Source organism: Sphingobium sp. WR1, from assembly GCF_059693745.1.
Window position 1 is genome coordinate 170,439 of record NZ_JCATID010000003.1, and the last position, 24,786, is coordinate 195,224.

The 24,786-nt window shown below is 58.3% G+C and carries 25 protein-coding genes; 8 read left to right on the forward strand and 17 right to left on the reverse strand.

From position 1 onward, the window contains the following. Positions 1-11: 11 nt before the first annotated feature. The 5 genes from AC58EF_RS05595 to AC58EF_RS05615 all read right to left on the reverse strand — a co-directional run bounded on the left by AC58EF_RS05595 (position 12) and on the right by AC58EF_RS05615 (position 6,070). Entirely contained in the window at positions 12-1,079 is a 1,068-nt protein-coding gene (locus tag AC58EF_RS05595; RefSeq protein WP_497275190.1) for a KpsE/RkpR family capsule polysaccharide export protein, read from the reverse strand. A 215-nt stretch (positions 1,080-1,294) separates the two neighbouring features. After that, positions 1,295-2,110, reverse strand: a complete 816-nt coding sequence (locus tag AC58EF_RS05600; protein WP_257554595.1) for an ABC transporter permease — start codon at positions 2,108-2,110, stop codon at positions 1,295-1,297. Further along, a complete protein-coding gene (locus AC58EF_RS05605; protein WP_489008931.1) occupies positions 2,104-3,375 on the reverse strand; it encodes a glycosyltransferase family 4 protein in 1,272 nt (423 codons plus the stop codon). The genes AC58EF_RS05600 and AC58EF_RS05605 overlap by 7 nt, the downstream gene beginning before the upstream one ends. After that, positions 3,372-4,400 (reverse strand): capsule polysaccharide biogenesis protein, encoded by a 1,029-nt coding sequence (locus AC58EF_RS05610; protein ID WP_497275193.1) that lies wholly within the window; start codon positions 4,398-4,400, stop codon positions 3,372-3,374. Before AC58EF_RS05610 ends, AC58EF_RS05605 begins: the two co-directional genes overlap by 4 nt. Before the next feature lie 206 nt (positions 4,401-4,606). Further along, on the reverse strand, positions 4,607-6,070 hold the full coding sequence (locus AC58EF_RS05615; protein ID WP_489008933.1) for a capsular polysaccharide export protein, LipB/KpsS family: 1,464 nt from the start codon (positions 6,068-6,070) through the stop codon (positions 4,607-4,609). 323 nt (positions 6,071-6,393) lie between these two features. Between AC58EF_RS05615 and AC58EF_RS05620 the strand changes: the two genes are divergently transcribed. The 4 genes from AC58EF_RS05620 (at position 6,394) to AC58EF_RS05635 (ending at position 9,206) form a co-directional block, all read left to right on the forward strand. After that, positions 6,394-7,179: a SapC family protein gene (locus AC58EF_RS05620; protein WP_257554586.1), complete on the forward strand. Its 786-nt coding sequence runs from the start codon at positions 6,394-6,396 to the stop codon at positions 7,177-7,179. Positions 7,180-7,181: 2 nt separating this feature from the next. Then, the gene (locus AC58EF_RS05625) at positions 7,182-7,763 is read left to right on the forward strand and encodes an OmpH/Skp family outer membrane protein (protein ID WP_257554584.1); all 582 of its coding nucleotides are present in this window, start codon (positions 7,182-7,184) and stop codon (positions 7,761-7,763) included. A 65-nt stretch (positions 7,764-7,828) separates the two neighbouring features. Next, positions 7,829-8,269 carry a hypothetical protein gene (locus AC58EF_RS05630; RefSeq protein WP_489008934.1) on the forward strand — a complete coding sequence of 147 codons (441 nt, stop codon included), beginning with the start codon at positions 7,829-7,831 and terminating at the stop codon, positions 8,267-8,269. Positions 8,270-8,348: 79 nt separating this feature from the next. Further along, entirely contained in the window at positions 8,349-9,206 is an 858-nt protein-coding gene (locus AC58EF_RS05635) for an FkbM family methyltransferase (protein WP_489008935.1), read from the forward strand. Between the two features lie 249 nt (positions 9,207-9,455). Here AC58EF_RS05635 and AC58EF_RS05640 read toward each other — a convergent pair whose 3' ends face one another. The 6 genes from AC58EF_RS05640 to AC58EF_RS05665 form a co-directional block, all read right to left on the reverse strand. Next, positions 9,456-10,274: a class I mannose-6-phosphate isomerase gene (locus AC58EF_RS05640; protein WP_497275196.1), complete on the reverse strand. Its 819-nt coding sequence runs from the start codon at positions 10,272-10,274 to the stop codon at positions 9,456-9,458. 32 nt (positions 10,275-10,306) lie between these two features. Then, positions 10,307-11,377, reverse strand: a complete 1,071-nt coding sequence (locus AC58EF_RS05645; protein ID WP_497275198.1) for a mannose-1-phosphate guanylyltransferase/mannose-6-phosphate isomerase — start codon at positions 11,375-11,377, stop codon at positions 10,307-10,309. A gap of 76 nt (positions 11,378-11,453) precedes the next feature. Further along, positions 11,454-12,308 carry a 3-deoxy-8-phosphooctulonate synthase gene (kdsA, locus tag AC58EF_RS05650; RefSeq protein ID WP_489008938.1) on the reverse strand — a complete coding sequence of 285 codons (855 nt, stop codon included), beginning with the start codon at positions 12,306-12,308 and terminating at the stop codon, positions 11,454-11,456. A gap of 22 nt (positions 12,309-12,330) precedes the next feature. Next, entirely contained in the window at positions 12,331-13,119 is a 789-nt protein-coding gene (kdsB, locus tag AC58EF_RS05655) for a 3-deoxy-manno-octulosonate cytidylyltransferase (RefSeq protein WP_489008939.1), read from the reverse strand. A 1-nt stretch (position 13,120) separates the two neighbouring features. Continuing rightward, entirely contained in the window at positions 13,121-14,098 is a 978-nt protein-coding gene (locus tag AC58EF_RS05660) for a KpsF/GutQ family sugar-phosphate isomerase (RefSeq protein ID WP_497275201.1), read from the reverse strand. Positions 14,099-14,239: 141 nt separating this feature from the next. Further along, the gene (locus AC58EF_RS05665) at positions 14,240-14,401 is read right to left on the reverse strand and encodes a hypothetical protein (RefSeq protein WP_497275203.1); all 162 of its coding nucleotides are present in this window, start codon (positions 14,399-14,401) and stop codon (positions 14,240-14,242) included. Between the two features lie 319 nt (positions 14,402-14,720). Here AC58EF_RS05665 and AC58EF_RS05670 point away from each other — a divergent pair, with 319 nt between their 5' ends. After that, the gene (locus AC58EF_RS05670) at positions 14,721-15,464 is read left to right on the forward strand and encodes a LuxR family transcriptional regulator (RefSeq protein WP_257554578.1); all 744 of its coding nucleotides are present in this window, start codon (positions 14,721-14,723) and stop codon (positions 15,462-15,464) included. A gap of 213 nt (positions 15,465-15,677) precedes the next feature. Here the strand turns inward: AC58EF_RS05670 and AC58EF_RS05675 are convergent, their stop codons facing one another. The 5 genes from AC58EF_RS05675 to AC58EF_RS05695 form a co-directional block, all read right to left on the reverse strand. After that, positions 15,678-17,240 carry a hypothetical protein gene (locus AC58EF_RS05675; RefSeq protein ID WP_497275205.1) on the reverse strand — a complete coding sequence of 521 codons (1,563 nt, stop codon included), beginning with the start codon at positions 17,238-17,240 and terminating at the stop codon, positions 15,678-15,680. Continuing rightward, positions 17,209-17,505 carry a hypothetical protein gene (locus AC58EF_RS05680; RefSeq protein ID WP_489008941.1) on the reverse strand — a complete coding sequence of 99 codons (297 nt, stop codon included), beginning with the start codon at positions 17,503-17,505 and terminating at the stop codon, positions 17,209-17,211. Before AC58EF_RS05680 ends, AC58EF_RS05675 begins: the two co-directional genes overlap by 32 nt. 58 nt (positions 17,506-17,563) lie before the next feature. Then, positions 17,564-18,028, reverse strand: coding sequence for a type II toxin-antitoxin system VapC family toxin (locus AC58EF_RS05685; protein WP_489008942.1), 465 nt, complete (start codon positions 18,026-18,028; stop codon positions 17,564-17,566). Continuing rightward, entirely contained in the window at positions 18,025-18,288 is a 264-nt protein-coding gene (locus AC58EF_RS05690) for a hypothetical protein (protein WP_489008943.1), read from the reverse strand. Before AC58EF_RS05690 ends, AC58EF_RS05685 begins: the two co-directional genes overlap by 4 nt. A gap of 330 nt (positions 18,289-18,618) precedes the next feature. Next, positions 18,619-18,924 carry a hypothetical protein gene (locus tag AC58EF_RS05695; RefSeq protein WP_497275208.1) on the reverse strand — a complete coding sequence of 102 codons (306 nt, stop codon included), beginning with the start codon at positions 18,922-18,924 and terminating at the stop codon, positions 18,619-18,621. 548 nt (positions 18,925-19,472) lie between these two features. Between AC58EF_RS05695 and AC58EF_RS05700 the strand changes: the two genes are divergently transcribed. From AC58EF_RS05700 to AC58EF_RS05710, 3 genes are all read left to right on the forward strand, one after another. Next, positions 19,473-19,952 (forward strand): Xre family toxin-antitoxin system antitoxin, encoded by a 480-nt coding sequence (locus AC58EF_RS05700; protein ID WP_497275210.1) that lies wholly within the window; start codon positions 19,473-19,475, stop codon positions 19,950-19,952. Then, positions 19,949-20,422, forward strand: coding sequence for an RES family NAD+ phosphorylase (locus tag AC58EF_RS05705; protein ID WP_489008945.1), 474 nt, complete (start codon positions 19,949-19,951; stop codon positions 20,420-20,422). The genes AC58EF_RS05700 and AC58EF_RS05705 overlap by 4 nt, the downstream gene beginning before the upstream one ends. Before the next feature lie 112 nt (positions 20,423-20,534). After that, entirely contained in the window at positions 20,535-20,999 is a 465-nt protein-coding gene (locus tag AC58EF_RS05710) for a hypothetical protein (protein ID WP_489008946.1), read from the forward strand. On the opposite strand, the gene AC58EF_RS05715 is transcribed toward AC58EF_RS05710, so the two are convergent. Next, entirely contained in the window at positions 20,986-24,774 is a 3,789-nt protein-coding gene (locus AC58EF_RS05715) for a conjugal transfer protein TraG N-terminal domain-containing protein (RefSeq protein WP_489008947.1), read from the reverse strand. The genes AC58EF_RS05710 and AC58EF_RS05715 overlap by 14 nt on opposite strands. Between the last annotated feature and the right edge of the window lie 12 nt (positions 24,775-24,786).

Consider the following 24,786-nt stretch of genomic DNA (forward strand, 5'->3'; position numbering starts at 1 on the left):
AAGGATACTCGTTACTCAGCATGTTCGCGGAAACCGGAGAGGATCAGCCATCCAATCGCGTAGGCGAACAGAAGCCCAAAAAACGCGGTTGCAATGACCATGAGCCGTTCGGGATAGAGGGACTTGCCCGGCAGATTCGGCTCGACGACTGAAATGATGAAGAGCTGCTGCTTGACCAGCTGCTCCCGCGCCGATTGAAAGCTCGCTTGCGCCGCCTCAAATCGCTTTGCCGCGAGTTGTTGGCGGACTTGGAGTTGCTCATACTCACCTAGTCCCGCGGCGACTGAACCCTCCGAGCCGGCGAGGCGGCCTCTTACCGCTGCAACCTGCCGTTCCAGTGCTGCGACCTTTCGCACCGTTGCGGAATATTGCGGCGCGCTCGGTGGAAGCACCGCGGCCATCGCGTCGAGCTGCGCCCTGGCTTGGGCTGCACGCTCCTGAAGCGACGTGGCAAGTTGGATTTCGGCACTGCTGGTCCGCTCTGGGTCGGCATCCCTGCGGGCCTGGCGGAATTGCGTCATCTGACGGTCGGCATTGTCGATCGCCGCTTCGGCTTCTTGGACTTGACGACTTGCCGCCGCTAACCCGTCCTCGAACATTCGCTGATTGAGCAGATTGACGCGCTGCTCCCCGAGCTTGAGCAAATCATCCGCAAGCGCCTTTGCATCGCTCCGCTCGAAACCTCGCACGGAGAGCAGCGTGATACCTGTTTCGGATGATGTCGTGACGTGCACTTTGCTGCGATAGTATTTGAGCAGCGTCTCAGGCTGGGGATCAGCATACCAGAGCCGTGTGACCGGATCGGCGTTTTCTCGACGGAACATCGAGACCAGTCGTTCATGGCCGAGTGCGCTCACCGCCTCATGCGATAGAAGATAGGCATCGACGCTATGTACATCCGCTGGTGCGCTCCCCGCGCCGATACCCAGCATCTGTCCGAGACTGTTCACGGAATTATTCTGCTGAGGTGTGCGTACGATGAACTGCGCGCTGGATTCATATTGATCTGCTGCGATCAGATACTCGAAGCCCGCAATCAGAAGCGTGGGCAGGACGACGACCAGTATGAAGGGGTGCAAGAACCATCGCCAGCCAACCCGCGGTGACGGCTCATTACTCGCGAAGTCATCCTCATCGTCAGCCTCGACGAAACGTTCGCTTCGGTCGTCAACTCCCGGAAAGGGTGAGAGTAATAGAGGTCTCAAGCTTTGAACACGAGCCTCGGTCGCATCCTCTTGCTCCTGGTTGGGAGATGGCGCGATTGGTTCAGGGGATGATTGGTTTTTCATAAGCATCAGCTCAAGTGGAGGTGACGGCGAAGAACGCGCAGAAGAAGGAAGCCGAGCACGGTCAGGACCATGCACCAGCCAATGATGTAAAGCGGATCGAAATAGGGGCTGTCGTAGCTCTTGAAGACGCCGCTATGCACCATCTCGAAAATCTGATTGAGCGGTGACCAACTCAACCATGTCCGATACGGTTGAGGTATCCACTCCAGAAGAAAAAAAGCGCCTGAAAGAGGCATGGCGATATATGTCGCCGGATGGACGAACTTGCTGAACGCTTTGCTGAAATGAACGCCCGTCGCGATACCCATTGAGAGTGCGAAAGCGAACCAGGCAAGCAGCACAATGGCTGACATCAGTCTGAGCGGACGTCCCGGCGGTTCTGCTAATCCAGTCGCGACGGCGAGACTGAACAGCAATGCTAGCGCCCCTGCCGTTGCGATCAGTTCAAGCAAGGCACGGGAAAAAAGCAGGTCGAAAATTGTGACCATGTGATGGAAGAGCAAAGGCCTGTTGGCTTCGAGCGCGGATTCCGCCCGTGTTACGATCGAGCGGAAGATCATGAAAACCGTGTAACCGGTAAGTGCGAAGGGAATGATGCGGATGTCCGAGCCAGGATGCCCATTTCCGCCATTTGCATGTAGAAACGCGACTGCTACGGCGAGCAGAAGCGGTTCAAGAAACATCCACATTGAGCCAATGTTGTCACGTCCATAACGTGTGTGAAGCTCTCGAATGAGTAGCGCCCCGATCACGTGACGCTGCACGTCAAATCCATCCAGCGTGCTGGAGCGAAAGCGCCGCGTCGGTCTTGTGTTCAGCATGCGACCACCTCATCGGCGAGATTCAGGACAGCATCGATGTGGGAGTCCCATGGCGTCGGTGACCAGGCCGCCATCCGATCGATCTGCGCACGCCGGCGAGCGTGGCCGGGGTCAGCATAGGCCAACACCGCCTGCTTCCAAGCCGGACCATCGAGGGGATCGATATAGTCCGGAACGTCACCGCCAGTCTCGCGATGAACGGCAAGATCGCTTGCGATCACCGGAATGCCGGCAGCTAGCGCCTCTGCGATAGGAAGCCCGAAGCCCTCTGCAAAGGATGGCATCAGGAGTGCTTGAGCTCCGGCAAGAATTGCTCGCAGTTCCTGGTCGGGAAGACGGTCAAGCTCTCGCACCACACCATGCAGGACCGCACAGCGATCAAGCATATCGATCACATTCTCGTTTTCCCAGCCGCGACGCCCAATGATCAGAAGCTGCGGGACGCCCGCCGGCCCTAGGCGCTCGCATAAGTCGCGCCAGATCCAGAGCAGCAGCAGATGGTTCTTTCTTGGTTCGATCGTGCCAAGGATTACGAAATATGGACGCGCAGAGGGCATGGGAGCCGGCACGCGAGGCACAGGCTCCACGCCGAGCGGCGCGACGCGAACCGGCTTACCTGCAAACGCCATGCCGCTACGTTGCATGAACGCATGAAACGTCGCCTGCGAGTTGACCAGAACACCGTCTGCTTGGGCTACAATCGTGTTCAGTCGACGCTGATGACAATCGCCACCACCTGGCCTCGCATATTCGGGATGACTGACGGGTATCACATCATGGACGAGGCATATGAAGCGGGACTGCTCACGCCGGATTTTTGCTGCCATCCGGCGTGGGCGATCGAGGTGGTTGGGCGAGGGCTGAATCAGAACTCGATTTCCAGTTCTGCCTGGAACCGCCCCTGGCCTCAGGTGCCACAGCCACCGCAACGCTTGGTGATAGCACTCGACCGGATTCTCATAGGTGCCATAGCGTTCCCAACGCTGAACGGTGTGATCGATGAACGCGCGGACCTTTTCGCCGCAAAGCCGGCCATAGACGCCGCTCGGATGAACAGCCGCAAAAGCCGTTCGGTGGCCGGCCCGGTCGAGCAGTCCGCGCGCATAGGCCATTTCGACTCGATCCACGCCCGTTGGAGCGGGATGCAGAATACGGGATATCAGCCGTGATAGGTCGAGAACGAGTTCGGGGCGGATTTTCCGCAAACCGATATTTTGGACAAAGCGCCCGCCACCGCCATCCAAGGTTTCGTCGATCATCTTCATGCCGCCACCTTTTTGCAAGGTGTGACGGCCAGATGCGCCTCGTGCTCTCCGCCAAGGCGCGCAATCGCTTCGGGAAGCAGCAGTGAACGTGCTTTTGCGTTGCTGAAACCGCCATGAAGTAGGCAGCGCGCGACAATGACACGGCAAAAGGCATCGTAGACGTTCCTGGAGGGGGCTGTTGGTCCCGTCCAAAAGTCATCGAGCGACTGCTGGTGGGTAACACCGGGCAGATCATAGATGGCCTTGCCCAGCACAATGACCGGTATACCGGAGCTAAGGGCCAGTGTTCCAGTCGTGCTGTTCACGGTCACCACACCGGCGGCCTGATCGACAATCGTGTAAAGATCGCCCTCAGCAATAAACAATATCCGATCGGCGACTCCATGTTCCCGTGCCAAGTCCGCCACGATCCGACGCCAAGCCTGAAGGCCATTGTCGAGGGGATGCTCTTTCACGAGAAGAATAACGTCCCCAGGTGCGTGCGCTGCGAAGGACTGCAAGATGGACCCAAGTGCAGCCTTCATCCCAGAAAACGGGGAATGAATGCGGATCTGGTGGTCGGAGTCCAGTTGAAGAGGCACGAGGAAGTAGGGGCGCGATCCGAGGTTGGCTAAAGCCTTTCTCGACCGCCAACAGGCTACTGGCCGCGCCATCATGCGAGCGATCCAGCCGCGCAGTTCCGAGAGAACCGGGTAAGGCCGGTGCGACCGATAATTGGGGTAGCGTGGCGCCAACAGCAGGCTGGCGAGGAAATAGGCTACGGCTTCAGTCGCACGTTGCCGAAAATTGGGGGGAACCGGTTTATGACTGGGAACAGGCGGCAACTGCTTTGCCAGGCCGACATAGGCTTCCGGATCGCGTGGCAGATTTGAATTGCCATTCACACCGTCTCGCTCAAGTGTAACCCAGTCCGGGCGGATATATCCTTCCTCAAAGACATGAACGAGGATCCCTCGGCGGATTGCACACACCCGTGCGCTGAGATGATAGTGGCGACAGTCGCCAAACAGGACGATGTCGGTCACCTCATGGTGCGCAATCACCTCGTGAAGGTAACCCGGCCAACTATCGAGCGTGCCACTGAAATTGTCGGATGACCCTCGCCAATCATACCAGTCTCCACCGTTCAAATTGATGCGGTGGCAACGATGCCCACGTGCGCGCAGGCCAGTGGCAAGCTGCTTGAAGAAGGGACCAGGCGGACCCTGCAGGAAGAGAAAGGATCGTGGCATCATAGGGCTTTGGCCCGTTGCCGACGAACGAGGTTGAATTGCCCCTGCATCGAACGAAGCGTCTGAAGGAAGCCGGACTTGGGCATCATGCCCACCGAAAGGCGTTGCGTAAGAACTTCGGGCGGGCAGGGGAGCCGAGTCACCGGATCGACGTAGCGTGGGTAGAGTATCAGAGTCGCGGCAACGAGTTGTTCGAGCGTGAGCAGCCGATTACGACGAGCAATAGGCGCGGCAAGATCGCGTGTCAGGCCCCAGCCGGCGTAAAATGGCTGCCCGTGGGTGATCACTTCTCGGCCCCGAAGCAGAGCCTCGAACCCTGTCAATGATGTCAGGACATGAACTGCGTCCACATCGTTAAGCAGTGCATCGATGGGCGTATCCGGCAGAACCAGATCGACATAGCGCCCGGCCTCGATCATGGGAACGTCCCCAGGTCTCAACCCGGCGACCACATCTGGATGTGGCTTGAAGATGATGTAGGCATCCGGTTCGATCTCACGAACGCGGCGCAAAAGGTCGAGTGGGTTGGCGACATCCGCATGTCCGAGCCGGACACTCCGGTCATCGGCCACCTGTCCAGCAACGAGTACCTTGCGCCTGGCACCCATCAAGCCGAGCAAAGTGCCACGCTCACCGCCATATTTTGTAATGCCGTGCCGCGTGACGAAGCGGATCAGGTTTGCGGCCCGTCGGCATAGATCCGGGCCGAACTCGGCGTCTGCAAGAAGACGTTCAAGATCGCTTGGTTCGCGCGGATCATAGTAGATGCCCGACCAGTCGACCACGATGGAGCACGGTGGAACCAGTCGCGCTCCAAGTCCGGCCGACCGGATGAAACCGTCTTCGATCTGGACGAGCCGACCATCTTGCACACGGACCCGCTTGCGATCCGCTCGTGACACACGAGAAGGCCAGACGGCGACCGCCTTTCCGGATGGGGAGGGGCTTTCAGGAGGTCTTTTTGAGAATTTCGGAGCCTCACCGCACCAGAGATGCTTCGCGAGAGCAGAGCGCTTCCACGCTGCAATACCACAGACGACCGAGATTTCGCGATTTCGATCGATAGTACGCCGCCAGTCCGCGAGAATATCAATCCAGTCCGGTATGGATATGGGCTGCCCATTCCACGGATCGAAATAGTCGAACGCGGAAATGTGAGCGCTGAGCCTGCGCAAGAGATCGGCGCGTGAATATAAATGGTGGTCACCAGAGCGGAGAACCGAACGTCCGGCCGCAGCCGCAAGCAATGCGATCTCATCGTCACAGTGCGCTACAATCGACGGATTTGCTTCAATCGTTGGCCAAGGGTCAAACGCGACGGAAGCCTGCGCGGATACAACAAATGGACCCGATCTCATTTGCGGCGTTCGCGGGAGCTTCCAAAAATGCCCTCCTATGCGCGATCTCGTAATTTGCTCGGCGATTTCTTCGATATCAATCGCCTGCAAATTCGGCGGGATCAAGCCTACAGACTTCCGCAACAGGGGCTGTCCGATGGGCTTGGAAGCAGGGAAGGGGGGCATGCGCAGCACTGGCCGACAACCCAACCCAGGGCCGCGCCATCTTCGGTATCGTCCGAAACCCGCAATGCTCTCACTGCCCAGAATTGCTCCGCCCACCCTGTTTGATGCGCACGTCCATATGTGCAGGGCAGAGTGTCGCCAAAATGCGTCGCCGATAAAATTGCGGGAATCCGTAATCGTTAGCGATTGATCGAGGCAATAGAAACGGGACCAACGGGCAGTGAATTTTCGCTGCCTGCGCAGAGCGAATCGAGAGACCAGCCATGGCCGTATCCGAAACGAGTACCCCGCCAACCCTGCCGCTGTTCTACCGGTCTCTGCGGCCGCTTGACGCGGCTCTCCATTCGACGCTGCGACTCAAAGAATGCGACTATTCCTTCACCGCCGAAACATCGTCGATTCCCATCGTGGTGAGCGAATTTGCTCGAGCCTCGCGGCACTATCCCATAGTTTTCGCCAGCTCCGATTCTACCCCGCACGCAATCCTGGGCATCGAAGGACGCAATGTATTCCTCGAAGCAGGGGACTGGGCGAAAGGGATTTACATACCGGCCTACGCCCGGCGATATCCATTCGGGTTCCTTCGTATCGAAGACAGCGATCGCTACATTCTCTGCATCGACTCTGAATGTGACGGCCTCGGCGAAGAAGACGGTCAGCCTCTATTCGAGCATGGCCGTCCCACGATGGTCACGGAGCGCGCACTGGCCTTCTGCGAGGCTTTTCGCGGTGAAGCCGAAGCCACCATCGCTTTCATGCGAGCGCTCGAAGGTCGTGATCTGCTCGTCGAGCGGCGTATCGAATACGCTCTGCCCGATGGACGCAATATTGCGCGCGACGGCTTCAAAGTTGTCGACCCTGAGCGTTTTATGGCCCTCGACGGACCAACAGTGGCGGAGTGGCATCCCCGCGGGTGGCTGGGACTTATCACGCAGCACCTAAACTCGATCGACCTGTTTCCAGAGCTGTTGTCGCGCAGGTTTACAGAACCAAAAGAGGCGGTTCCGCCGACTGTTGGCGATGAACCTCCATTGCATGAGAAGGACTGATAATGTCACGCTTTTCCATTTTTCTCGCCATTCTTGCTGCTGGTGCGGCTCCCGTATCACTCGCAGCACAGACGGCTTCGCCGGCGCCAGGACTTGGCGGGCCGGTAATCCCAGGTGTTTGCCTGTTGTCGCGGGAAGCGATCTTTGCGAACGCAGCTGTCGCGAAGGCAGCCACCACACGCCTTGCCGAACTGGCGAGGACAGCGCAGTCGGAAATCGACCAGCAACGAACGCCTTTGGAAACAGAGGTCAAATCGCTGGAAGGCCAGCCAGACAACGCGCAGACCAAACAGAAGCGCGACGCACTTGCCACCCGTTGGACGGCGCTTCAGCGCAAGGCTGCTCACAACAGTCGTGAAATTGAAGCAACCCGTGCCAAGGCCATGGAGCGGATTTTGACTGAGGTGCAGCCCGTAATCTCCCAGGCGTATACGAACAAGAAATGCGGACTTCTCCTCGACCGGAGCGTGACGCTTGGCGGTAATTTCGCCAACGATTTGACTGCGGATGTCCTCAAAGGGCTCGACGCCAAGATTCAGACGATCACGTTCGAGCGCGAGCGACTGCCGGAGCAGCAACCATAAAATGTGCCCATCCTTGCGTCGGCACAGCTACTCGGCCGTGACAAAGGGCAGGGGAACGTAAGGCCATGACAAGCCGGAAACGCCATGCGCCCTATGTTGCGGTTGCACAAAAGCGTGCAGCATTGCGCGGTTGGTGGGGGATGATCTGCGGGCTTACAATGGGCGCGATAGGATTGGTTCTAGAATTTTACTATCTCGTCGCTTTGCTTAATTGGCATAATCAACTCTCCCACCCTGAGGAGGCGCGTATCGTCTTAAGAGGGCCGATCAAAGAATTCTGGGTGCTGCTGGTGTTCCCGAGCATCATTCCTTTCATGGCGATGGGCGGAATAATGCTGAACACTGTTATCTGGTTAATCCCCCCGTTGCGTCGAGTGTCGGAAAAACCGGGGAAAATAGATCCCAATCTCCGCTTTGGACCTATGCAGAAAGGTCTTTTCCAAGGGTTTATCTGGACCTGGTGGACGATCCCTCTAGGAGCTGCGGTCGCATGGCTTGCTCACTAGTGGGCCTTTGTAGCCAGTGGGGATTTTCATCCATTAGATCTGCGCTGGTAATTGCCAGCCCTGAGGGCTTCGCTTACCTATGAGCCAGTGGCTACGCACTTTCAGATCCGCAGTAGCTGGCATCCAGCGGAGCCGTCGCCGACATTCTGCCTGGTCACAATCAACGGCCTACCTGGGCGACTATATCGCGCTCACGCGTTTGCATACAGGCCATAAAATATACGTAGATACCCGCGATATAGGCATCGCTTCTCATTTGATGATGGACGGGCGCTGGGAGCCTTGGGTCGAGCGTGTCCTGGTAAAAGCGTTAAAGCCTGGAATGACATTCTGCGATATAGGCGCGAACTTCGGTTACTATACCTTGATAGGGGCCAGCGCAGTCGGAGCCAGAGGGAGGGTTTTCGCGTTCGAATGCAATCCACGCCTTTTTGACCTGCTGAACCGCTCGGTCCTCGTGAACGGACTGCATGAGATCGTGGAACTGTCACCATTGGCCGTATCAGGTGGGATGGAGCAGGCCACGCTCACATATGACAACAAATTCAGCGGTGGCGGAACGATTCTGGAAGCTGGGCCGGACTCTTCTGAAACCCATAATAAAATCACCGTTGGATGTGCTTCGCTGGACAGCCTGCTCTCTTTGCAGACTTCTCCAAATGTGCTGAAGGTTGATGTTGAAGGATCGGAACCCCTCGTATTCGAAGGCGCCCATCGCATCCTGTCCGACCGTCGTCTTCAAACGATAATTTTTGAATATTATGCGCCGTCTATCTCGCGCTCAATCTCACCAACCGCACTTCTCAATCAACTCTCTGGGCACGATTTCCATTTGCAGATGTTGCCCCCGACCGGCCTGTTGCCGCCATGCGGTCCCGAAGAGTTGGTGGAGGCAATCGGAGACAAAATGGTCTACGTGTTAGCCACGAGGCCTTAAGCGAAGCACGTCAGAACTACCGCTAGGTTGAGAGGTGAAGATGTTTTCCCAATTCTAGTTCCAAGAACTAACGCCCTGTTGAAACTGGATGCTGAAAACGCCGGCCCCGAAGCACTTGCTAAACAGCTAGGGCCACACGGGATAGTGTGCAACGCTCTTTTGCGCGTGTACGAACGCAACTATGGGTGGGAATAGAAGTGATCAGACATTCCCATTTAGGCGCTGAACGTAAGCGTCAATTGCATTAGCTCAACCCTTATTTTCGATTGTCACTCTAGATTCCACCACAACTAGGTGAGTCCGCTTCTTGGCGCAAAGCGTTATCGGACCATGCGTGCACCAGCATTGATTTGCAGCGAACGATTGGCCGTCAATCTCCCCTTCGCCGGACAGCACGACCAAACATGCCCGTTCAGGGGCCATAACGATACGGGCATCGCTTTCGATATCGATTTGTGAAACGGTGAACGAGCTATCGTCGGATGGCAGACACTCGACCGCCCCACCAGTTCTTGCCTCGAACAGACCCTGGTTGAGATGTAGTTCGCGATCACGTCCGTAATCGAACAGGCGATAGGTAACGTCGCTTGCTTCCTGCACTTCCAAGACGATCAGCCCCGGGCCAAGCGCGTGAATCGTGCCGGCCCGAATAAAGTATGTGTCGCCGGGTTTCGGGGCGATGCGATTGAGCAGCGACGGCAAGCTTCCGTCATGAGCCGCCTCGAAAAGCTTGGAGCGCGTCGCCGGTGCCTTCAGACCAATATCAATATAGGCCCCGGCCTGAGCCTCGACGACATACCACCACTCGTCCTTGCCATCCTTGCCTTGCGGATGCACCTGCACGGACAGTGGCTCGCTTGTTTGCAGCCATTTGATCGTGAGGCCGAGATCAGGCGCCTCGTGGACGATTTCTCCCAGAGGCCATGCGTCATCGGACATACCGTGTGAAGAGGTTCTACGTCCCCAGGGTTTGGGAACATAGCGTGGAGTCAGCAATTCGGCCGAGCCGAGCACCGTGATCGAGGCTGCTCTGATCTCACCGCTCTCGACACACATTTCCGTCAGCATCGATTTTCGCTCTCACTGATGATGCAACGGGTTTACCGGTCGGTCTCGACGGCTTTGGGCGTGGTTCCCACCTGCTCGGCAAGCCGACGTACATCCTGCGATTGTCCGCGAGGAGCGATCAACACCGCATCTGCGGTGACGATGACAATGAGGTCGGACACCCCAATTGTTGCGATACGGGTGCCGGTGGTCCTCAATAGACAATTGCGGCTGTCGATCGCGGTTACATCGCCATCGACCACATTCTCCGCGGCATCGCGTTCACCAACGGCATGAACCATGTCCCAGCTACCGAGATCCGACCAACCCATGCTGACTGGGACAACCGCTACCTTGGCGGCTTTTTCCATCACGGCATAGTCGATCGATTTCGCAGGGACGTCGGAAAAGGCGATTGGCTCAGGTTCTACTATAAAGCCATGGCGATGTCCCAGGGCGCGCGCCTTCACGGTCGCTTCCAGGATGTCGGACGCATGTGCGCGCATCGCTCCAAGCAGCGCATCAGCCCGAAACAGAAAAATGCCAGCATTCCAGAAATGCCCCCCTTCGGCGATCATTGTCGCGGCATGGATAGCATCCGGCTTTTCGACAAAAGCCTCGACCTCTTGCACGCCGGCGGAGATGTCCGCTCCAGCGCGGATGTAGCCATATCCAGTCTCCGGATACTCCGGTCGAACCCCGAATGTGACCAGCCACCCTTTCTCGGCATGCGGTACGGCTTGTCGTATCGCCTCGCCAAAGGCAGTTGCATCCTTGATGACATGGTCACTTGGCAGCACCAGCAGCAAAGTCTCCGGCGTCGGAGCCTCAAGCGCCGCCAATGCGATAGCTGGGGCCGTGTTGCGCCCTGTCGGCTCGCGTATCAGCCGGAAAGGCGCGCAACCAACTTCCTTCAGCTGATGATCAAGCTGATCGCCATGGATGACGTTCGTGACGAGGATCGGATCATTGACGATATCTGCGCGACGCATGCGAATTATGGTCTGCTGCAACAAGCTATGCGAACCCAGCAGGGGAAGGAACTGCTTCGGAGTCTGGCTTGTCGACAGCGGCCAGAGGCGTGTCCCGGCGCCGCCCGATAGAATGACAGGAACTATTTCCATTTATCTGTCCGCTGCCATGTCGGAGGGATACCGGTTTTCAATCAAATTCTGCCGCAGCATAGAGCATTCCACCCTTTCACTGCGCCGACGGATAGGCAGCCAGACTGGCTTTGATGGAGCGATCGAGCCCAACGAGCTGCTCTATCAACGGATCGAGAAGATCGAGCGGCCATGAGTTGGGACCGTCCGAAAGCGCTCTGGACGGATCGGGGTGTGTCTCGATGAACAGTCCTGCAATTCCCGCAGCAACTGCTCCACGACACAACAACGGGATATGACGACGATCGCCTCCCGAACAGTTTCCAAGGCTCCCGGGTTCTTGCACGCTGTGGCTTGCGTCGAAAACAACCGGAGCTCCTGTTTCAGCCATTACTGAAAGGCTACGAAGGTCGGTGACCAGATTATTGTAGCCAAAGCTCGTCCCCCGTTCGCAAAGGAAGAACGAATTTGGGTCATTGCCGGCCGCTACCGCCGCAGATCGCGCTTTTTCAAGCACCTGCGTCATATCCCACGGCGCCATGAACTGCCCCTTCTTGATATTGACGGTTCGGCCTGATCGGGCGGCTGCGACGATCAAGTCGCTCTGGCGTGCGAGAAGGGCGGGCGTTTGTAGGACATCGGCTACCTCGGCAACCGTCATGACCTGATCGGGCTCGTGAACATCCGTCAAAACAGGCAATCCGGTCTTCTCGGAAACTGCACGAAGAATTTCCAACCCGTCGTGAAGTCCGGGACCTCGATAGGATGTAAGTGACGTTCGATTGGCTTTGTCGAACGAACCCTTGAAAACAACCAGGATATGATGCCTGTGCGCGATTTGCGATAAGTAATCCGCGACGCGCAGTGACAGTTCCAGCGACTCCAACACGCAGGGGCCAGCGATCAGAAACAGGGGTTTGTCCTGACCAATCGCGGTATCGCGAACGATCATAGCCGACCTCCACCCAATCCCATCACGCGATACCCCGCAATTCGAGTGCTTGCTCAACAATGGGAATGTCGCCCGGGTTGTTTACCTCCCAGAGACCACCGGGAGGCTCGCTGATTTCCACCATACGCACCGGAATGCGTTCATCCAGAAAACGCAGTTGCTCCAGTCCCTCGGCGGCTTCGAGCGGGGCGGGGGGAAGGGCCGCATAGTGCAACAGGGCACGGCGTCGATAAGCGTAAAGGCCTAGATGGAGGAAAATCGGGCAATCCGCGCTGCCTCCGCCATAAGGCAGTATTCGTTTCGAGAAATATAGGGCATCGCCAGCCCCGTCCGCTACGACAGTGGTGCCCCCAATACGGCCAGCCGCCTCATCCACGCGCAGCCTCGCAACCGTGTCGGGACCACACCGTGTCATTGCAGTGGCGACCAGTACGGCGGGGTCAGTGCTGATCTCGGAGATCAACGCAGAGATAGCGCTTGATGGCGTGAGCGGGGCGTCTCCCTGCAAATTGATAATGACGTCCGCATCAACAGCGCCATCTTCAATCGCCGCAGCGCAACGCTCGGTTCCATTCAAGCACAAGCTCGACGTAATGGTTGAGCGCGCTCCGGCAGCACGCGCGGCGTCGGCAATCCGTGCATCGTCGGTTGCCACCACAACATCGATCGAAGGGCCCACAGCCATGGCCGCATCTACGGTACGAGCCAGCAGCGACCTCTCAGACCCGCCGGCTCCCCTGAGCCGAGCGAACGGCTTTCCAGGAAATCGGGTGGATTCGTATCGCGCCGGAATGACGATCGTAATGCGCATATCAACCGATCTCGAGACGGAGCAGATCGTGGATGTGAACGAGGCCAACGACCCGGCGATCGTATTCGCTATTCACCACGAGCAATGACGTGATGCGCGCTCGAGAGAGCATTTCCAGGGCATCGCGAGCGAGCATATCCCCACAAAGAACATGCGGTTTGCGCGTCATTATTTCACTCGCCAGCCCGTCGCGAAATGAATGCGCGTGCCGCCTGAGGTCGCCATCGGTGATCACGCCCTCAAGCGAGCCTTGGTCATCGACAACCGCGGCGATGCCAAAGCCACCTTCGCTCATTGTGGCGACGACAGTCTCCATTGAAGCGCCAAGTGGAACGAGTGGCAATTCCTCTCCCCTGTGCATGAAACTCTCGATCGTCACGAGATCCAGACCCAGGCGTCCGCCGGGGTGGAAGAAATGCAATGTCTCAGCCGTAATTCCTTTCACTCGCATCAAGGTGATCGCGAGAGCATCCCCCAAGGCGAGCATCATCGCTGTCGATGTTGACGGAGAACTGTTGTGGGGACATGCCTCGGGACGGTTAGGAAGAAACAGGCAGGTCTCGGCCGCATCAGCCAGCCGCGAACCTCGCGCCGAGGTGATCGCGACAATCGGAATATTCATATGATCTGCCCGAAGAAGGATCGTGCCCAGTTCGCGGGTGCTGCCCGAATTGGAAAGGATGAGAAGTGTATCGGATTCGTGCAATGTGCCGATATCGCCATGGACGGCCTCGCTTGCATGAAGAAACAGAGCCGGGGAGCCGGTGGCGGAAAGCGTCGAGGCGATCTTTCGCGCAATATGCCCGGATTTGCCCAGGCCGCAGACACAGATGCGCCCCTTTGTCTGCTGGAGCGTCGCGATGGCATGGCCAAAGGATAGATCGAGCTCGTTTCCCAATGCCCAGAGTGCTTCCGCTTCCGTTGCAATGACGCTTCGTCCCATCGCCACAAGCCTCTCTGGGCCTGCGGAATAGGCCAAGCTTGGGAAGGGGGGGCAATCGGACATGGATGCTGTTCCTTCGGCAACACTGCCTGAAACGCCTATCCCGCAGACTTGCAGCCAGTAATTACGGCTTTCCGCAGTTTTGCGCCGCTGATGATTCTTGAGTGGTGCAGCGCCTCAGGACGTTGCGGCACGATGCATCGACGCTGTCGCTGTCGGCCTGATGTTGGAACCTGGATCGGCCTCGAAGCCTAGGTAGTCGCCATCCTGATCGGTATCCGCATCAATGCCGATTTTGGGAACAAAAAGCCCGGCAAGAGCGATCGCTCTTCCGTTCAAGCACCGTGATTTTCCGTGAAAGCTGCTGTGACTATCGGGTTCGAGCCGAACGAATCCGCAAGAACGGATGAGATCGTCAGCAAAAAAATTGCCCGGTCATTGCCAGAATCACCGGCTCAAAGTGTCTAACGATATATGATGACATCGTTTGATTGCAAAAATGTGACTCCCATCCTGCCCGCAGGCACGCCCATGCCGCTGCGTGCTTCGCGTCCACTCCTAGAACGCACGATGGCGTTGACCGTGAGTGGGCCATGCCGTCGCCAGGTCGACGCTACCGACAGGATTGCGGAGTCTCGTTCCAGCAAGGAGGAATCCTGTGTTTCTTGGACCTCACCTGCGCGACGTTCTCTCTCAGCTTCTGAAAGCGACTTCCTTCGATACGCTATGCGAAGGCCTGGCCCACGCTGCTAGAGAAATGGGCTTCGACCACGTCGCCCTGGTCCAGCATGGCAGTTTACCCCGTTTGGCCGAGCACGCGCTGGTGGTGACGAACTACCCGACAGAATTCATAAAATCCTATATCGAGAATCATCACTATGTGCTCGACCCCGTTTATGAGGTCAGCGAATTGTTGGACCGTCCCTTTACGTGGGACGAAATACCTGGACTTGTTCCGCTTCGTGAACCCCAGCTGGCGTTGTTCGGCGCAGCGCGTTTACATGGCATTTCGCATGGTGTGACGATCCCCTTGCACATTCCGGGAGAACCACGCGCCTCCTGTACCTTTGCGGCTTCGCGGGTTGTCGAGGCGACACCCGACCTATTGGCCGCGTTGCATGTCATCGCTTCTTATGGGTTCAATATGGCTCTACGCCTTTATCAACCCAAGCGGCGGGTCGCCGGGCCTAAGCTCACGCGACGAGAGGCTGAATGCACGACACTGGTCGCACTCGGCAAAACTGATTGGGAAATCGGAAAGATCCTCGGCCTTGGTGGAGCAACGGTCAAATACTTCATATCGGTCGCTATGCAGCGTTACGGCGTTTACAAACGTTCGGCTCTCGTCGCCCGAGCCTTATTGGACGGGCAAATATTGAACGAAGTGAACGACGGAGAATGATCTCATCGCGATCTGAAACGAGATGAGAAACGCCACGACCCACGAGACAATAACCGGGTAAATTCAATCATCGAGTGACCGCAGCGCGGAGGGTCGGGGTTGAGCGGCGAGGGTAGTGCGAGGTAGGAGGGGGAGGGTTAAGCTCGATAGACCTGATAAATTTCCTTGCTCGAAGCCATCTTCCGTGGAGAAAGAGGGCGGGGCTAGGTCCTGTCAGGCCTCGATATCATATAGACCTGACAATCGCTCAATGGCTACCTGTTGCGCCCTCAAGCCAATTGTATCGGTCGGCAAGCCAAGAAAATTCAATGGTCCGGCCCGAACAAGCCAAGAGTGCGTTGCCCGACGCGATGTCAACGCGACAAGTGTATGCACATAGGTCCGTGTGTCGATTGATGGTGAAGGTTCCCCATCCCCAAAGCTGCGGATGTTGAGCGGCGGATCGAAGTTCGGTCCCTCGAACGTGTCGGTAAGAGCAACCATGCCTTCCGTGTCGTGCAGCAGGGTGTGAATCGGGCTCGCCACGACAGACGGATAGTGATCCCGAAGGATGCCAAGGTTCACTCCAGCTTTGGCCAGGAAAGCGCGAATGTGGTCTGAGGGTGCCTCCAGGGCATCTTGCGCGGTTTGGGGGATGGAGCAGAAAGCGCGATCTTTAGCACCATCGCTGATACCCGCACGTTCGACGAGCCGATAGCGTTCTTCCTCCCACCATTTCAGCGGAGGACGCCCATCGATCTTGCGAACATCAGGCGTGAACCCCTCCAGCGCAGCGACGAGTCGCTCGAAACGGCATACAGGATGGAAATCGTTCCATTCCGCGCCCAGAGGCGAGCCATCGTCCGGAATTCTCGGATTGAGGGCAATGTCGCATAGCAACAGCAGTAGTTCGAAAAAGCGATGGGGATCGGATAGGGACGCCTGCTTCGCGTAGAACATCAGTGCTTTGGTGTAGAGAGACTGTCGATCATCAAGGAAGCGCTCGAGTGACCACAGCGAGGTCTGCTCGGCATATTTGGCCTGCCGCTCATCGCTAAGCATTTCCGCCAGGCTCGCCTTTGTGATGAGTTGCAGCACGAGGGCCGCGGTTTCCTCGATATTGCGGACGGTCAATCCCGAAGTGGTCCTGAAGGCCGGGCTTGAATCACGCGGGCCAAAGGCTCGGGTCGTCTCCATGAACCCTTCATCCGGGGCATTGAAGACATCGATCGGTCTATTGCCGGCAACCGCATAACGAAGGCTCAAACCAACCATAAAGCGGGGATCGATAGGACCGAGCAGTTCGGCCCCAGAATCCACCAGATAATGCTCTAGGGCAACAGTCGACCACCAGTGATCAAACAAGGATTGTAACGTTGGGGAGTACCCCATCTCGTGGGAGAGCCTGCCGGTGCTATCACGCAAGGCAGGTGGGATCGAGCGCCGCCTTGCGTCGATGAGCATGTCCAGCTCTCGGGGAGTGGCGGTGGTCAATATTGCGTCCGCGAGATCCCCGGTCGTGACACGATTGGTCGCCAGAAACCGGCCGAACGTTGTGCCGATTGTTTGCAACCAATGCAGCTGCTCGTGCATCCTGGCCGCCATGGCGACCAGAATACCCAGATCGCAATCGTCCCAAAATGTCAGCTCGCGATGATCGTAGCTTTGCACCTCGTCGGGATAGGCTGACAGGTCGACGAACAGAGTATCCGGCCAAAAGCGAGCGCCTTGAACCTCCTCATGCCGGGAACCGGGTTCGAAGGGATCAGTCTTCAGAAGGCGGTCTGACAACGACACGATCCTTTCCGAACCGTTCCACGAGAGCGCTGGATGCCTTGCGCATGATGTCGTAGGCCATGCCGCTGGCGGCGGCTTGAGAAAGCCAGACAAGGATCGTCATGAATGAGATCGTTTCGCCGCGCTGATCGGCTTCGAACGGATCCTGCGGTTGTTCCTGTTCCTTGATGTCGAACATGGACAATTCTTCGGGAGCGAGTACGGATGCAAGCACCTCGCGCACATCTTTTTCGTTAGCATGCACAGTAATTTGATTGGTCGTCATCACTCTGCCTCACGTTGAATAGACGCATGCCCAAGCGTTGATAATAGCTGTGCTATCCTCAATGGTTCGTGTCGGCGCTGCTCCCGAATTCCTTGGGGGTCGCGACCGTCAGGTCCGGGAACAGATCGCGCATATGGCCGACGTTCCATGTCACAATGACCGGAATATCATGGACCACCGCAGCCTCACCGATCAGCAGGTCGTAAAGCCGCGCACCAACTCCGCCACTTTGTGCAAAGCCCCTGATAGCATCGAAGGATTGCGCGGGTGTCAGCCCGACCAGATCCGTGACGGCGCGAACGCTTTCGAGCGCCGCCCAGGCTTCCTCCGCGGCGAACCGGAACGGCGACCGCTCGCCCCGGCGCGTCAGCGTGCTGTAGGCTTCCGCATAGCTATGGGCCGCTACAGCAAATCTGCGGCGCGGTTCTCCCGCGACCAGCGCGAGCGACTGCTTGTGGTGTTCATGGGCTTCGGCCAGCATTGCGATGATCACATTGCTGTCGAGCAGCGCCTCGGCCTTCAATCGTCACGCTCCCGGGCGGCCTCAAGCGCGGCATTGGCCTCCTCGAGACTGACCCTGGCGCCGCCGGACGGGCGCACCAGGATCGGCCCGCGCTTGACGAGCTTTCCGACCTTCGCCGCCGTGCCTGGCGGAACATAACCGCGCAGGGCGTCCTCGACCACCTGCGTCGCGGTCATACCGGTCAGGCGCGCTAGTTCCTGCGCGCGGGCGCGCGCGAACGCGGAGCGGACATTGAGCTGGATATGTTCGGTACGGGACATGGCGATTCTCCTGCGGGCAATATAGCGCACCGGGGCGCTTGCGGCTAGCCGTATCAGCATTTGGCTAGACAGGCCTGTCCCGGTCTCAACGCTAGGCTCTACGCACGTCCGTCTTGTCTCAGGCCCGCGCGCCTAGCCGCCGCCAAAGTCCGGGAAATTTCCCGGACAGTCGCCCTTGTCGATGCCGAACCACCGCAGGATCGCACCGAGAGCGATGGCGCTCACGGTCCCCCAGACACAAATCCATCCCTCGGCCTGATACCAAGCGTGCGTTCGCGGCCGAACAGAAAGCAACGGACGGATCATAAAATTCCGCACCAGGATCGTCGTTCAGTTCGCCAATTCTGCCGATGTCGTTGTCATGGCGATCCCAAGTAGATGGCACACGAAGCGCAGCGCCTTTTCCTGGGCGTCCTGCAACCGATCATAGGAGCTCCAAAACCCGGCTTCGTAAGCAACATCGCCGCGATAGAGCGTGTCAGTGCCAAGTGTCTCCCAAGATCGAGTATGGAGGGTATCGCCGCACCCGATGCCGGTCTCATCGTCCAGCAATTCAACGACTGCAAAGCCGCTATCGTGCTGCACGACCACAAACCCGTCATGGGGTGTATAAACGACGATACCTAGCTCACTCATAGCCGTAATTTCCCACCCAGGAGGAATGTTTGCAAGGCACAATGCCCCGATACGCAAGGTGTGCAGTCGAGGCGGAACAGGAAGCAGCGAGCGCGCGACGATAAGACGGCAAGCAGAAAGTTGCCTCAGCCTAGTCGGGGCGGATTTTTCTAGGGAGAGGGGGGCGACCCCGGAGACGACAATAACGAAATGAACGACGGCGAATAACCTCATCGTGGCGACAAACGAGGTCAGGCAACGGCTAGAACGCGCCAGATTGAGCAGGTTGCATACCGCACTGAGTGTTCGCAGCGCGGGGGGGGGGGGGTGGGGTTGGGCAGTGAGTGTAGTGCGAGGAGGGAAGGGGAGGCTTGTGGTGGAGAGGCTCGGAAAATGCCCTTGCGCCAAGGCAGGCTCATAGGCGCAAAGAGGGCCGCCGCTTCAAGTGTCGCAGGAAAGCCAGGAGAGAACCGGACTTGCTGAACGTGTTTGCCGGCCAGCCCATCCATATCACTCATCCTTGATGTTGCTGCTAGTATGAGCTATTTATTTGCTCAAAGGAGCAAATGATGACACGCGCTGGAACCGCCATCACGACGAAGGTCGAAGCCCCCACTGGGAATCTTGTGCCAATTGACCTCTTCCGTGCCGGAGCGGCCGAAAAAATCGCCTTCATCAAGAAGGGGGTGCCCGCACGAACGGCCAAATATCTCATCAGGGGATTCAACCTCGACCAGAAGGTTATGCTCGATGCCCTGAGTCTGAAGACGGCGACGATCAATCGGAAGGCGACGAAAAATCAGGTACTCAGTGCCGATGAAAGTGAACGCGTCATCGGCTTGGCCGAGTTGCTTGGGCAGGTCGAAGCGATGGTCGAGGAGTCCGGCAATCCCGAAGGTTTCGACGCTCGTACCTGGCTCGCCAATTGGCTGCGACGGCCTGTTCCGGCCTTAGGCGGTGCGAAGCCCCTGGAATATCTCGACACCATGAAAGGGCAGATGCTCGTATCAAAGCTCCTTCAGCAGATGCAGACCGGAGCTTTTGCGTGAGCCAATCCCTTTGGCGGATTGGCACGGATACGCGAAGCTATTCTGCGAGCGATCTCTCAGGCACTGGGGCAAAACTCAGTGGAGGACGCTGGAACGATGAAGGTGTCGCGGTGGTGTATACCGCCAGCACCCGGTCGCTGGCTTGCCTTGAAACGGTCGTCCACCTCGCCGCTGACGAACTTCCGCTCAACCGGTATTTGGTGGAGGTGGTTGTCCCCGACGACATCTGGGGTGGGGCTGAGCGTCTTGATCATCGTACTGCTCCAGTTGGGTGGGACGCCCACCCCGCAGGCATCGAGAGTACGGCTTACGGCACGGAGTGGGTGATCAGTCAGAGAACAGCGCTTCTCTTTGTCCCGTCAACGATCGTCCCCGAGGAACCGAACGTTCTCATCAACCCAGCCCATCCGGATACCACGCGTATAACCGCCACGAAGATACGCAAATGGATCTACGACCATAGACTGTAGTTTGAGTGCGGTATGCACGTTGCACACGTGTGCGATATTTTTGCGGAAATATCGCATTTTCAACTTCTCTTGTTCAGATAGGCGTGATATCCTCCAACGGAGGATTTCTGTCGTGGATAATTACTCTAATCACACTTTCGCAACTCTCGATGCTTTACGAGCATCGCGCAAGCATGTGTCCGATTGGCTCTGGCGTCCGTGGTACGCCAAGCTCTGGTGGGCGGCAATCCCGGCATGGTGGGCGGGCATGGCTGTATCGACGAAGGTCACGCTACTGACCGCTTTCTACGACAGCGCATTGGCGGGTTTCCTGAATGTCCTGTTCTCCCCGCTGACCGCGCTGATGGTGTTGGGCGTGGGATATGTGCGGCATCTGCTAGCTAGACCTTCAGTCGCAGGGGTTAGGGGTTCCCTTTCTGACGATGCTTCATCGAATATCGCCGATTTTTGGGAGGAGCATGACCGGGCATTTGAGGATCTCAATGCATCGACTGACATTCACGACCCACGATCGGGTGCGCTTTACATCGGCAATCCGATAAGTCCCAACAACGGGGCTCGCATTAACGTTTTTTGAAGCTGCTATCGCCATCACCGAGGCTCCCATCGACATCAGTCGAAAATCTGCCATTCTTCAAAACGGAGTTTTGTTCGATTGAAGTGAAGGGGCCGGTGATGTCAAAGGTAGCACGGCCTGCATCCGCATCGTGCAAATAGCGATTGCGCATACCCGTCGGCCCCAGAATCCGTTCCGACAATTCGCGAGAGAAGGCTTCTTCTGGACGACTGGAGCGAGCAGCGGCGCGCTCAGCTGCGGCTATAGCGTTGCGAACATCGTGATTGACGATATCCAAAGACGATTGCGCATTCTCGGTCGAGATTCCGACGTCTCGGCTCGTGAATCCGACATTTGCACCGACACGACCGCTGGTGGTGTGCGCCTGCTGAACTGTCGGTCCCTGGGATCCTTTCTGCCCCTTTTGAGGCCCTTTGCCTCTACCGCCAGTCGTTTCCGCTTCGGTTTCCGAATTGGAAATGCCGCCACCCAGTTCAAGCCCGACATTCGTTCCCATCGTCACCTGATCCTGCGCGGATCGTGTCAGGCCCCGCTGCCAACCGGTTTGCCCAATGATCGACTGCACATCCCGCGTGAGCGTATCGGCCACCTGGGGTTTGAGGCGCCAGTTGCCGTGACGATCCATCTCGAACCCACCCTGCAGCCAGTTCTGCATCATCGCCCGGCCTTGCTCGCCGCCACCCAGGAAATGTTCGATCGTGTCGGGGCCGGCTTGCTTGCCAGCCTCGAAGCGCGTGCTGGTGTCGTTACGGGCCGACTGCTGAAACCCGACCGAACTCGACACCAGCACATCGTTGTCGGCAAAGCTGAACCGGGCGCGTCCACCATTGGCGACCGCGCCGAGCTGACTTTCGTTGATGAGGCCGCCACGCCACATCTGCGCCGCTGTCTCCGGCGTCAGGTTGAGGCTGAGGTCGCCATTCTGTGCCATGGCGATCTCGCGCTTCGACATATCTACGCCATGATCGCGCAGCAGGTTTTGCATACGCGTCAGTCGTTCATTGTCCACGATCCGGGTGAGCCGTTCGTTACGTGCGCGGTCGGCGATCCCCGCCGCGCCGCCCTCGGCCATGTCGGTCTGGTTGCCGACGCCCTGGCTCAAAGTGCGAATGAAGCTGTCGAGCCGCGCCGCCTGCCGCACCGACATGCCCGCAGCGGCCGCGCCCTCGGCATAGCCAGCATTGTCAGCTTGCCGCCGCTGCTCGCCGATCCGGGCGGCTGAACGCGTGCCGTCGTGGCCGACCTCTCGTTGTGCATCGAGCTTTCCTGATCGCTCGGCGAAGTCGTACCCCGCCGCTTCACGCGTGCGTCCATAGACACTCGTGCCCTCGCGCGCGGCCTCCGCCGTCGCGCCATCGGCGGTGCCCACCTGCACGGCCGCATTATATGTTTCCAGTGCGCGCAGTACTTGCGCTTCATTTCTGCCAGTTGCGCGGGAGAGTTGGGAAATGGCGGAGGAGCGGGCTTCGCCTGAGAGGGCGTTGATAAAGGCGATGCGGCGGGAGGTTTCCTGAACGGGGAGACCAAGCATCGATGCAGCGTTGCGCTGCCCCTCATTGCTTCCTGTCCGGTGAGCTTGCTCGGTGGCGACGTTCCGCCGCTCGATCGGTGCTACATTGTCGCCTGCGAAGTCCCGCCGCCCTTCCATCGCGCCAACCTGGATTTGTGCCCCTGTGAGGTCGTTGCGCAGCATCTGTTCCTGCTCATAGGTGTTGGCTATCAGCTTGGCGAAAGTGGGATCGGCTGAAGCCTGGCTGATGACGGTTGAGGCCTTCAGCGCTGCATCCTTCGCGTCATAACCACCACGCTCGAAATGACGCTGGGCGCCTGAGTGCATCATCTCATAGGCGCGCTGGTCGCCGAAAGCGCGCCACTGGACCATCCTTTGCGCGAAAGCGGCAAAGGTCCGCTCACCCGATTGTCCCTCACCGAAATAGCCCGTGCCGAGCGCGCGGAGGGCATCTTTTTCAGCGAAATTGTGGATGGCGGCGGTGGTGGCGTTGTCGCGCACGGCACGAACGGTTGCGGGATCGGAAAGGCTGCGTCCGGTGAGGGCAGGGGAGAGACCGCCCATCTCGCGTGCGGCATCGAGGCCCCCTAATCCGAATGCCGCCGTTCCGGCCGCACCACCGCCATGTTCACCTATCACCCGACTTGCCGCCCCAAAGGCCCGATTCGCACCGAAATTGGAGCGTTCCCCAAAATCCCCAAAGCTTGATGTTGCGCTGCGCCGTGCCATCGTACCGGCTGCATTGGCTTGCGCCTCGAGCGCCCCTGCATAACCTTCACTCGTCGTGAGTGGCGCGGCGGCCGCGGTGCCCTGGCCCTGGACGCCGAGCGCACCGCTGGTGAACGCGGTGAAGACGTTGCCCGAGAAGCGGAACACCGTGAACACGAATGCCCCGGCCAACCCTGCGGCGGCCGTACGAAACGATCCGAAGATCGCCAATGCCTTCATCGCCGAGGAGGGGGCCAGCATCCAGGCATTGGCCGCCACGTTGTTGGCGCGCATCTCGGCCAGCACATCGGTCGCGCGGCCGAGTGTGAGTTGATAGATCCCGGCGTCGATCACGCCCCAGAGCGCTACGAACACGAACAGGCCGAGCGCGAAACTGGCGACCCGCAGGTTGATCGGGGTCAGGATGAACAATAGCGCGATTGGCATCATGAACAGCATGATCCCGAACACCGTGGCGCGGATCGTCGGCATCCACTCGTTCGCGGTGGACATTGTAGCAAGACCGCTCGACACAACGGCGCGATTGGCCATGACGCGGGCGGCCGTGGCTGGACTGTCCTCGAACAGAACGTCGCCGATCGTGCCGCCAAGCATCACGTTGGTCAGGAATTGCTGGAGCGAAGCCGGATTGTCCATCATCATCCCACCGAGCTCGCCAATATTAGCCCGGCATCGCTGAAGCTGAGTAGTGTTGGTGATGTCGTAGCCCGTGCGCGTGCATACCTGCGCGACATAGTTGTCAAAGAGCGCTGGCTCCGACAGCCGCGTCGAAATATGGTCCCAGGCCTCATTGCAGCTCACCGTAGTTCCCCCCTTATCGGCGGAGGTGAATACGGTACTGAACGTCGCTGGACCCGCCATTGCCGCAAAGGCAGAGGGGAGGTCCGTTGTTGTCCTGAAAAGCTGATCGTCGTCGACACCATAGGCGGGCGATACGCGCGCCACCGGATAGCATTGCCGCACATAGTCCTTGATCGTTGAATCCAGGAATACATCGGTCATCGGACCACGCGGGCTTGCGGCGTTCAGGAACAGGTCGAAACTATGTCCGCCCGCACCAAATTCCAGCTTGGCATGGGGATCGGTCGTGTTGTCGTCGATGACCTCGGCCAGCGCGCGTTCCATCATGTTGGTCATGCCAGCGACGAGTACAATCAGGTTCGGGACGTCGCCGACAGGTTGGTAGGCATTGCGCACCCGGTCATAGACATGAACCGTGCCCGTGGTGGCGACGAGCCCGACGAAAAGCCCGACGCCGATCAGCATCTGGAACCCGAAGGCCACGATTCCCATGCCGGAACCTTTGACGCTCGCGAGCAGCGCGCCAAGCGCGATGCCGACCACCGCGACGATCAGCACCAGCATCTCATATCTGGGATCGCCGAAGATCATCGAGACAAGACGGAATGCGTCCACTGTCTCGGCAAAGCCATCATAGGTGTGAAAACTCGTGTCGATCGCCAGCGCGGGTGTCGCCGCGAAAGACATCGTGAACAGGGCGATCAGGACCGATAGGGCGCGGAGAATAGGGTTCATGGGACAGGTCCC

Excerpts from the sequence above, each read along its gene's own strand:
- AC58EF_RS05600 (WP_257554595.1), bottom strand. The coding sequence starts at position 2,110 with ATGCTGAACACAAGACCGACGCGGCGCTTTCGCTCCAGCACGCTGGAT.
- AC58EF_RS05605 (WP_489008931.1), bottom strand. The coding sequence starts at position 3,375 with ATGAAGATGATCGACGAAACCTTGGATGGCGGTGGCGGGCGCTTTGTC.
- AC58EF_RS05620 (WP_257554586.1), top strand. The coding sequence starts at position 6,394 with ATGGCCGTATCCGAAACGAGTACCCCGCCAACCCTGCCGCTGTTCTAC.
- AC58EF_RS05625 (WP_257554584.1), top strand. The coding sequence starts at position 7,182 with ATGTCACGCTTTTCCATTTTTCTCGCCATTCTTGCTGCTGGTGCGGCT.
- AC58EF_RS05630 (WP_489008934.1), top strand. The coding sequence starts at position 7,829 with ATGACAAGCCGGAAACGCCATGCGCCCTATGTTGCGGTTGCACAAAAG.
- AC58EF_RS05635 (WP_489008935.1), top strand. The coding sequence starts at position 8,349 with ATGAGCCAGTGGCTACGCACTTTCAGATCCGCAGTAGCTGGCATCCAG.
- AC58EF_RS05640 (WP_497275196.1), bottom strand. The coding sequence starts at position 10,274 with ATGCTGACGGAAATGTGTGTCGAGAGCGGTGAGATCAGAGCAGCCTCG.
- AC58EF_RS05645 (WP_497275198.1), bottom strand. The coding sequence starts at position 11,377 with ATGGAAATAGTTCCTGTCATTCTATCGGGCGGCGCCGGGACACGCCTC.
- kdsA (WP_489008938.1), bottom strand. The coding sequence starts at position 12,308 with ATGATCGTTCGCGATACCGCGATTGGTCAGGACAAACCCCTGTTTCTG.
- kdsB (WP_489008939.1), bottom strand. The coding sequence starts at position 13,119 with ATGCGCATTACGATCGTCATTCCGGCGCGATACGAATCCACCCGATTT.
- AC58EF_RS05680 (WP_489008941.1), bottom strand. The coding sequence starts at position 17,505 with ATGACGACCAATCAAATTACTGTGCATGCTAACGAAAAAGATGTGCGC.
- AC58EF_RS05690 (WP_489008943.1), bottom strand. The coding sequence starts at position 18,288 with ATGTCCCGTACCGAACATATCCAGCTCAATGTCCGCTCCGCGTTCGCG.
- AC58EF_RS05695 (WP_497275208.1), bottom strand. The coding sequence starts at position 18,924 with ATGAGTGAGCTAGGTATCGTCGTTTATACACCCCATGACGGGTTTGTG.
- AC58EF_RS05700 (WP_497275210.1), top strand. The coding sequence starts at position 19,473 with ATGACACGCGCTGGAACCGCCATCACGACGAAGGTCGAAGCCCCCACT.
- AC58EF_RS05715 (WP_489008947.1), bottom strand. The coding sequence starts at position 24,774 with ATGAACCCTATTCTCCGCGCCCTATCGGTCCTGATCGCCCTGTTCACG.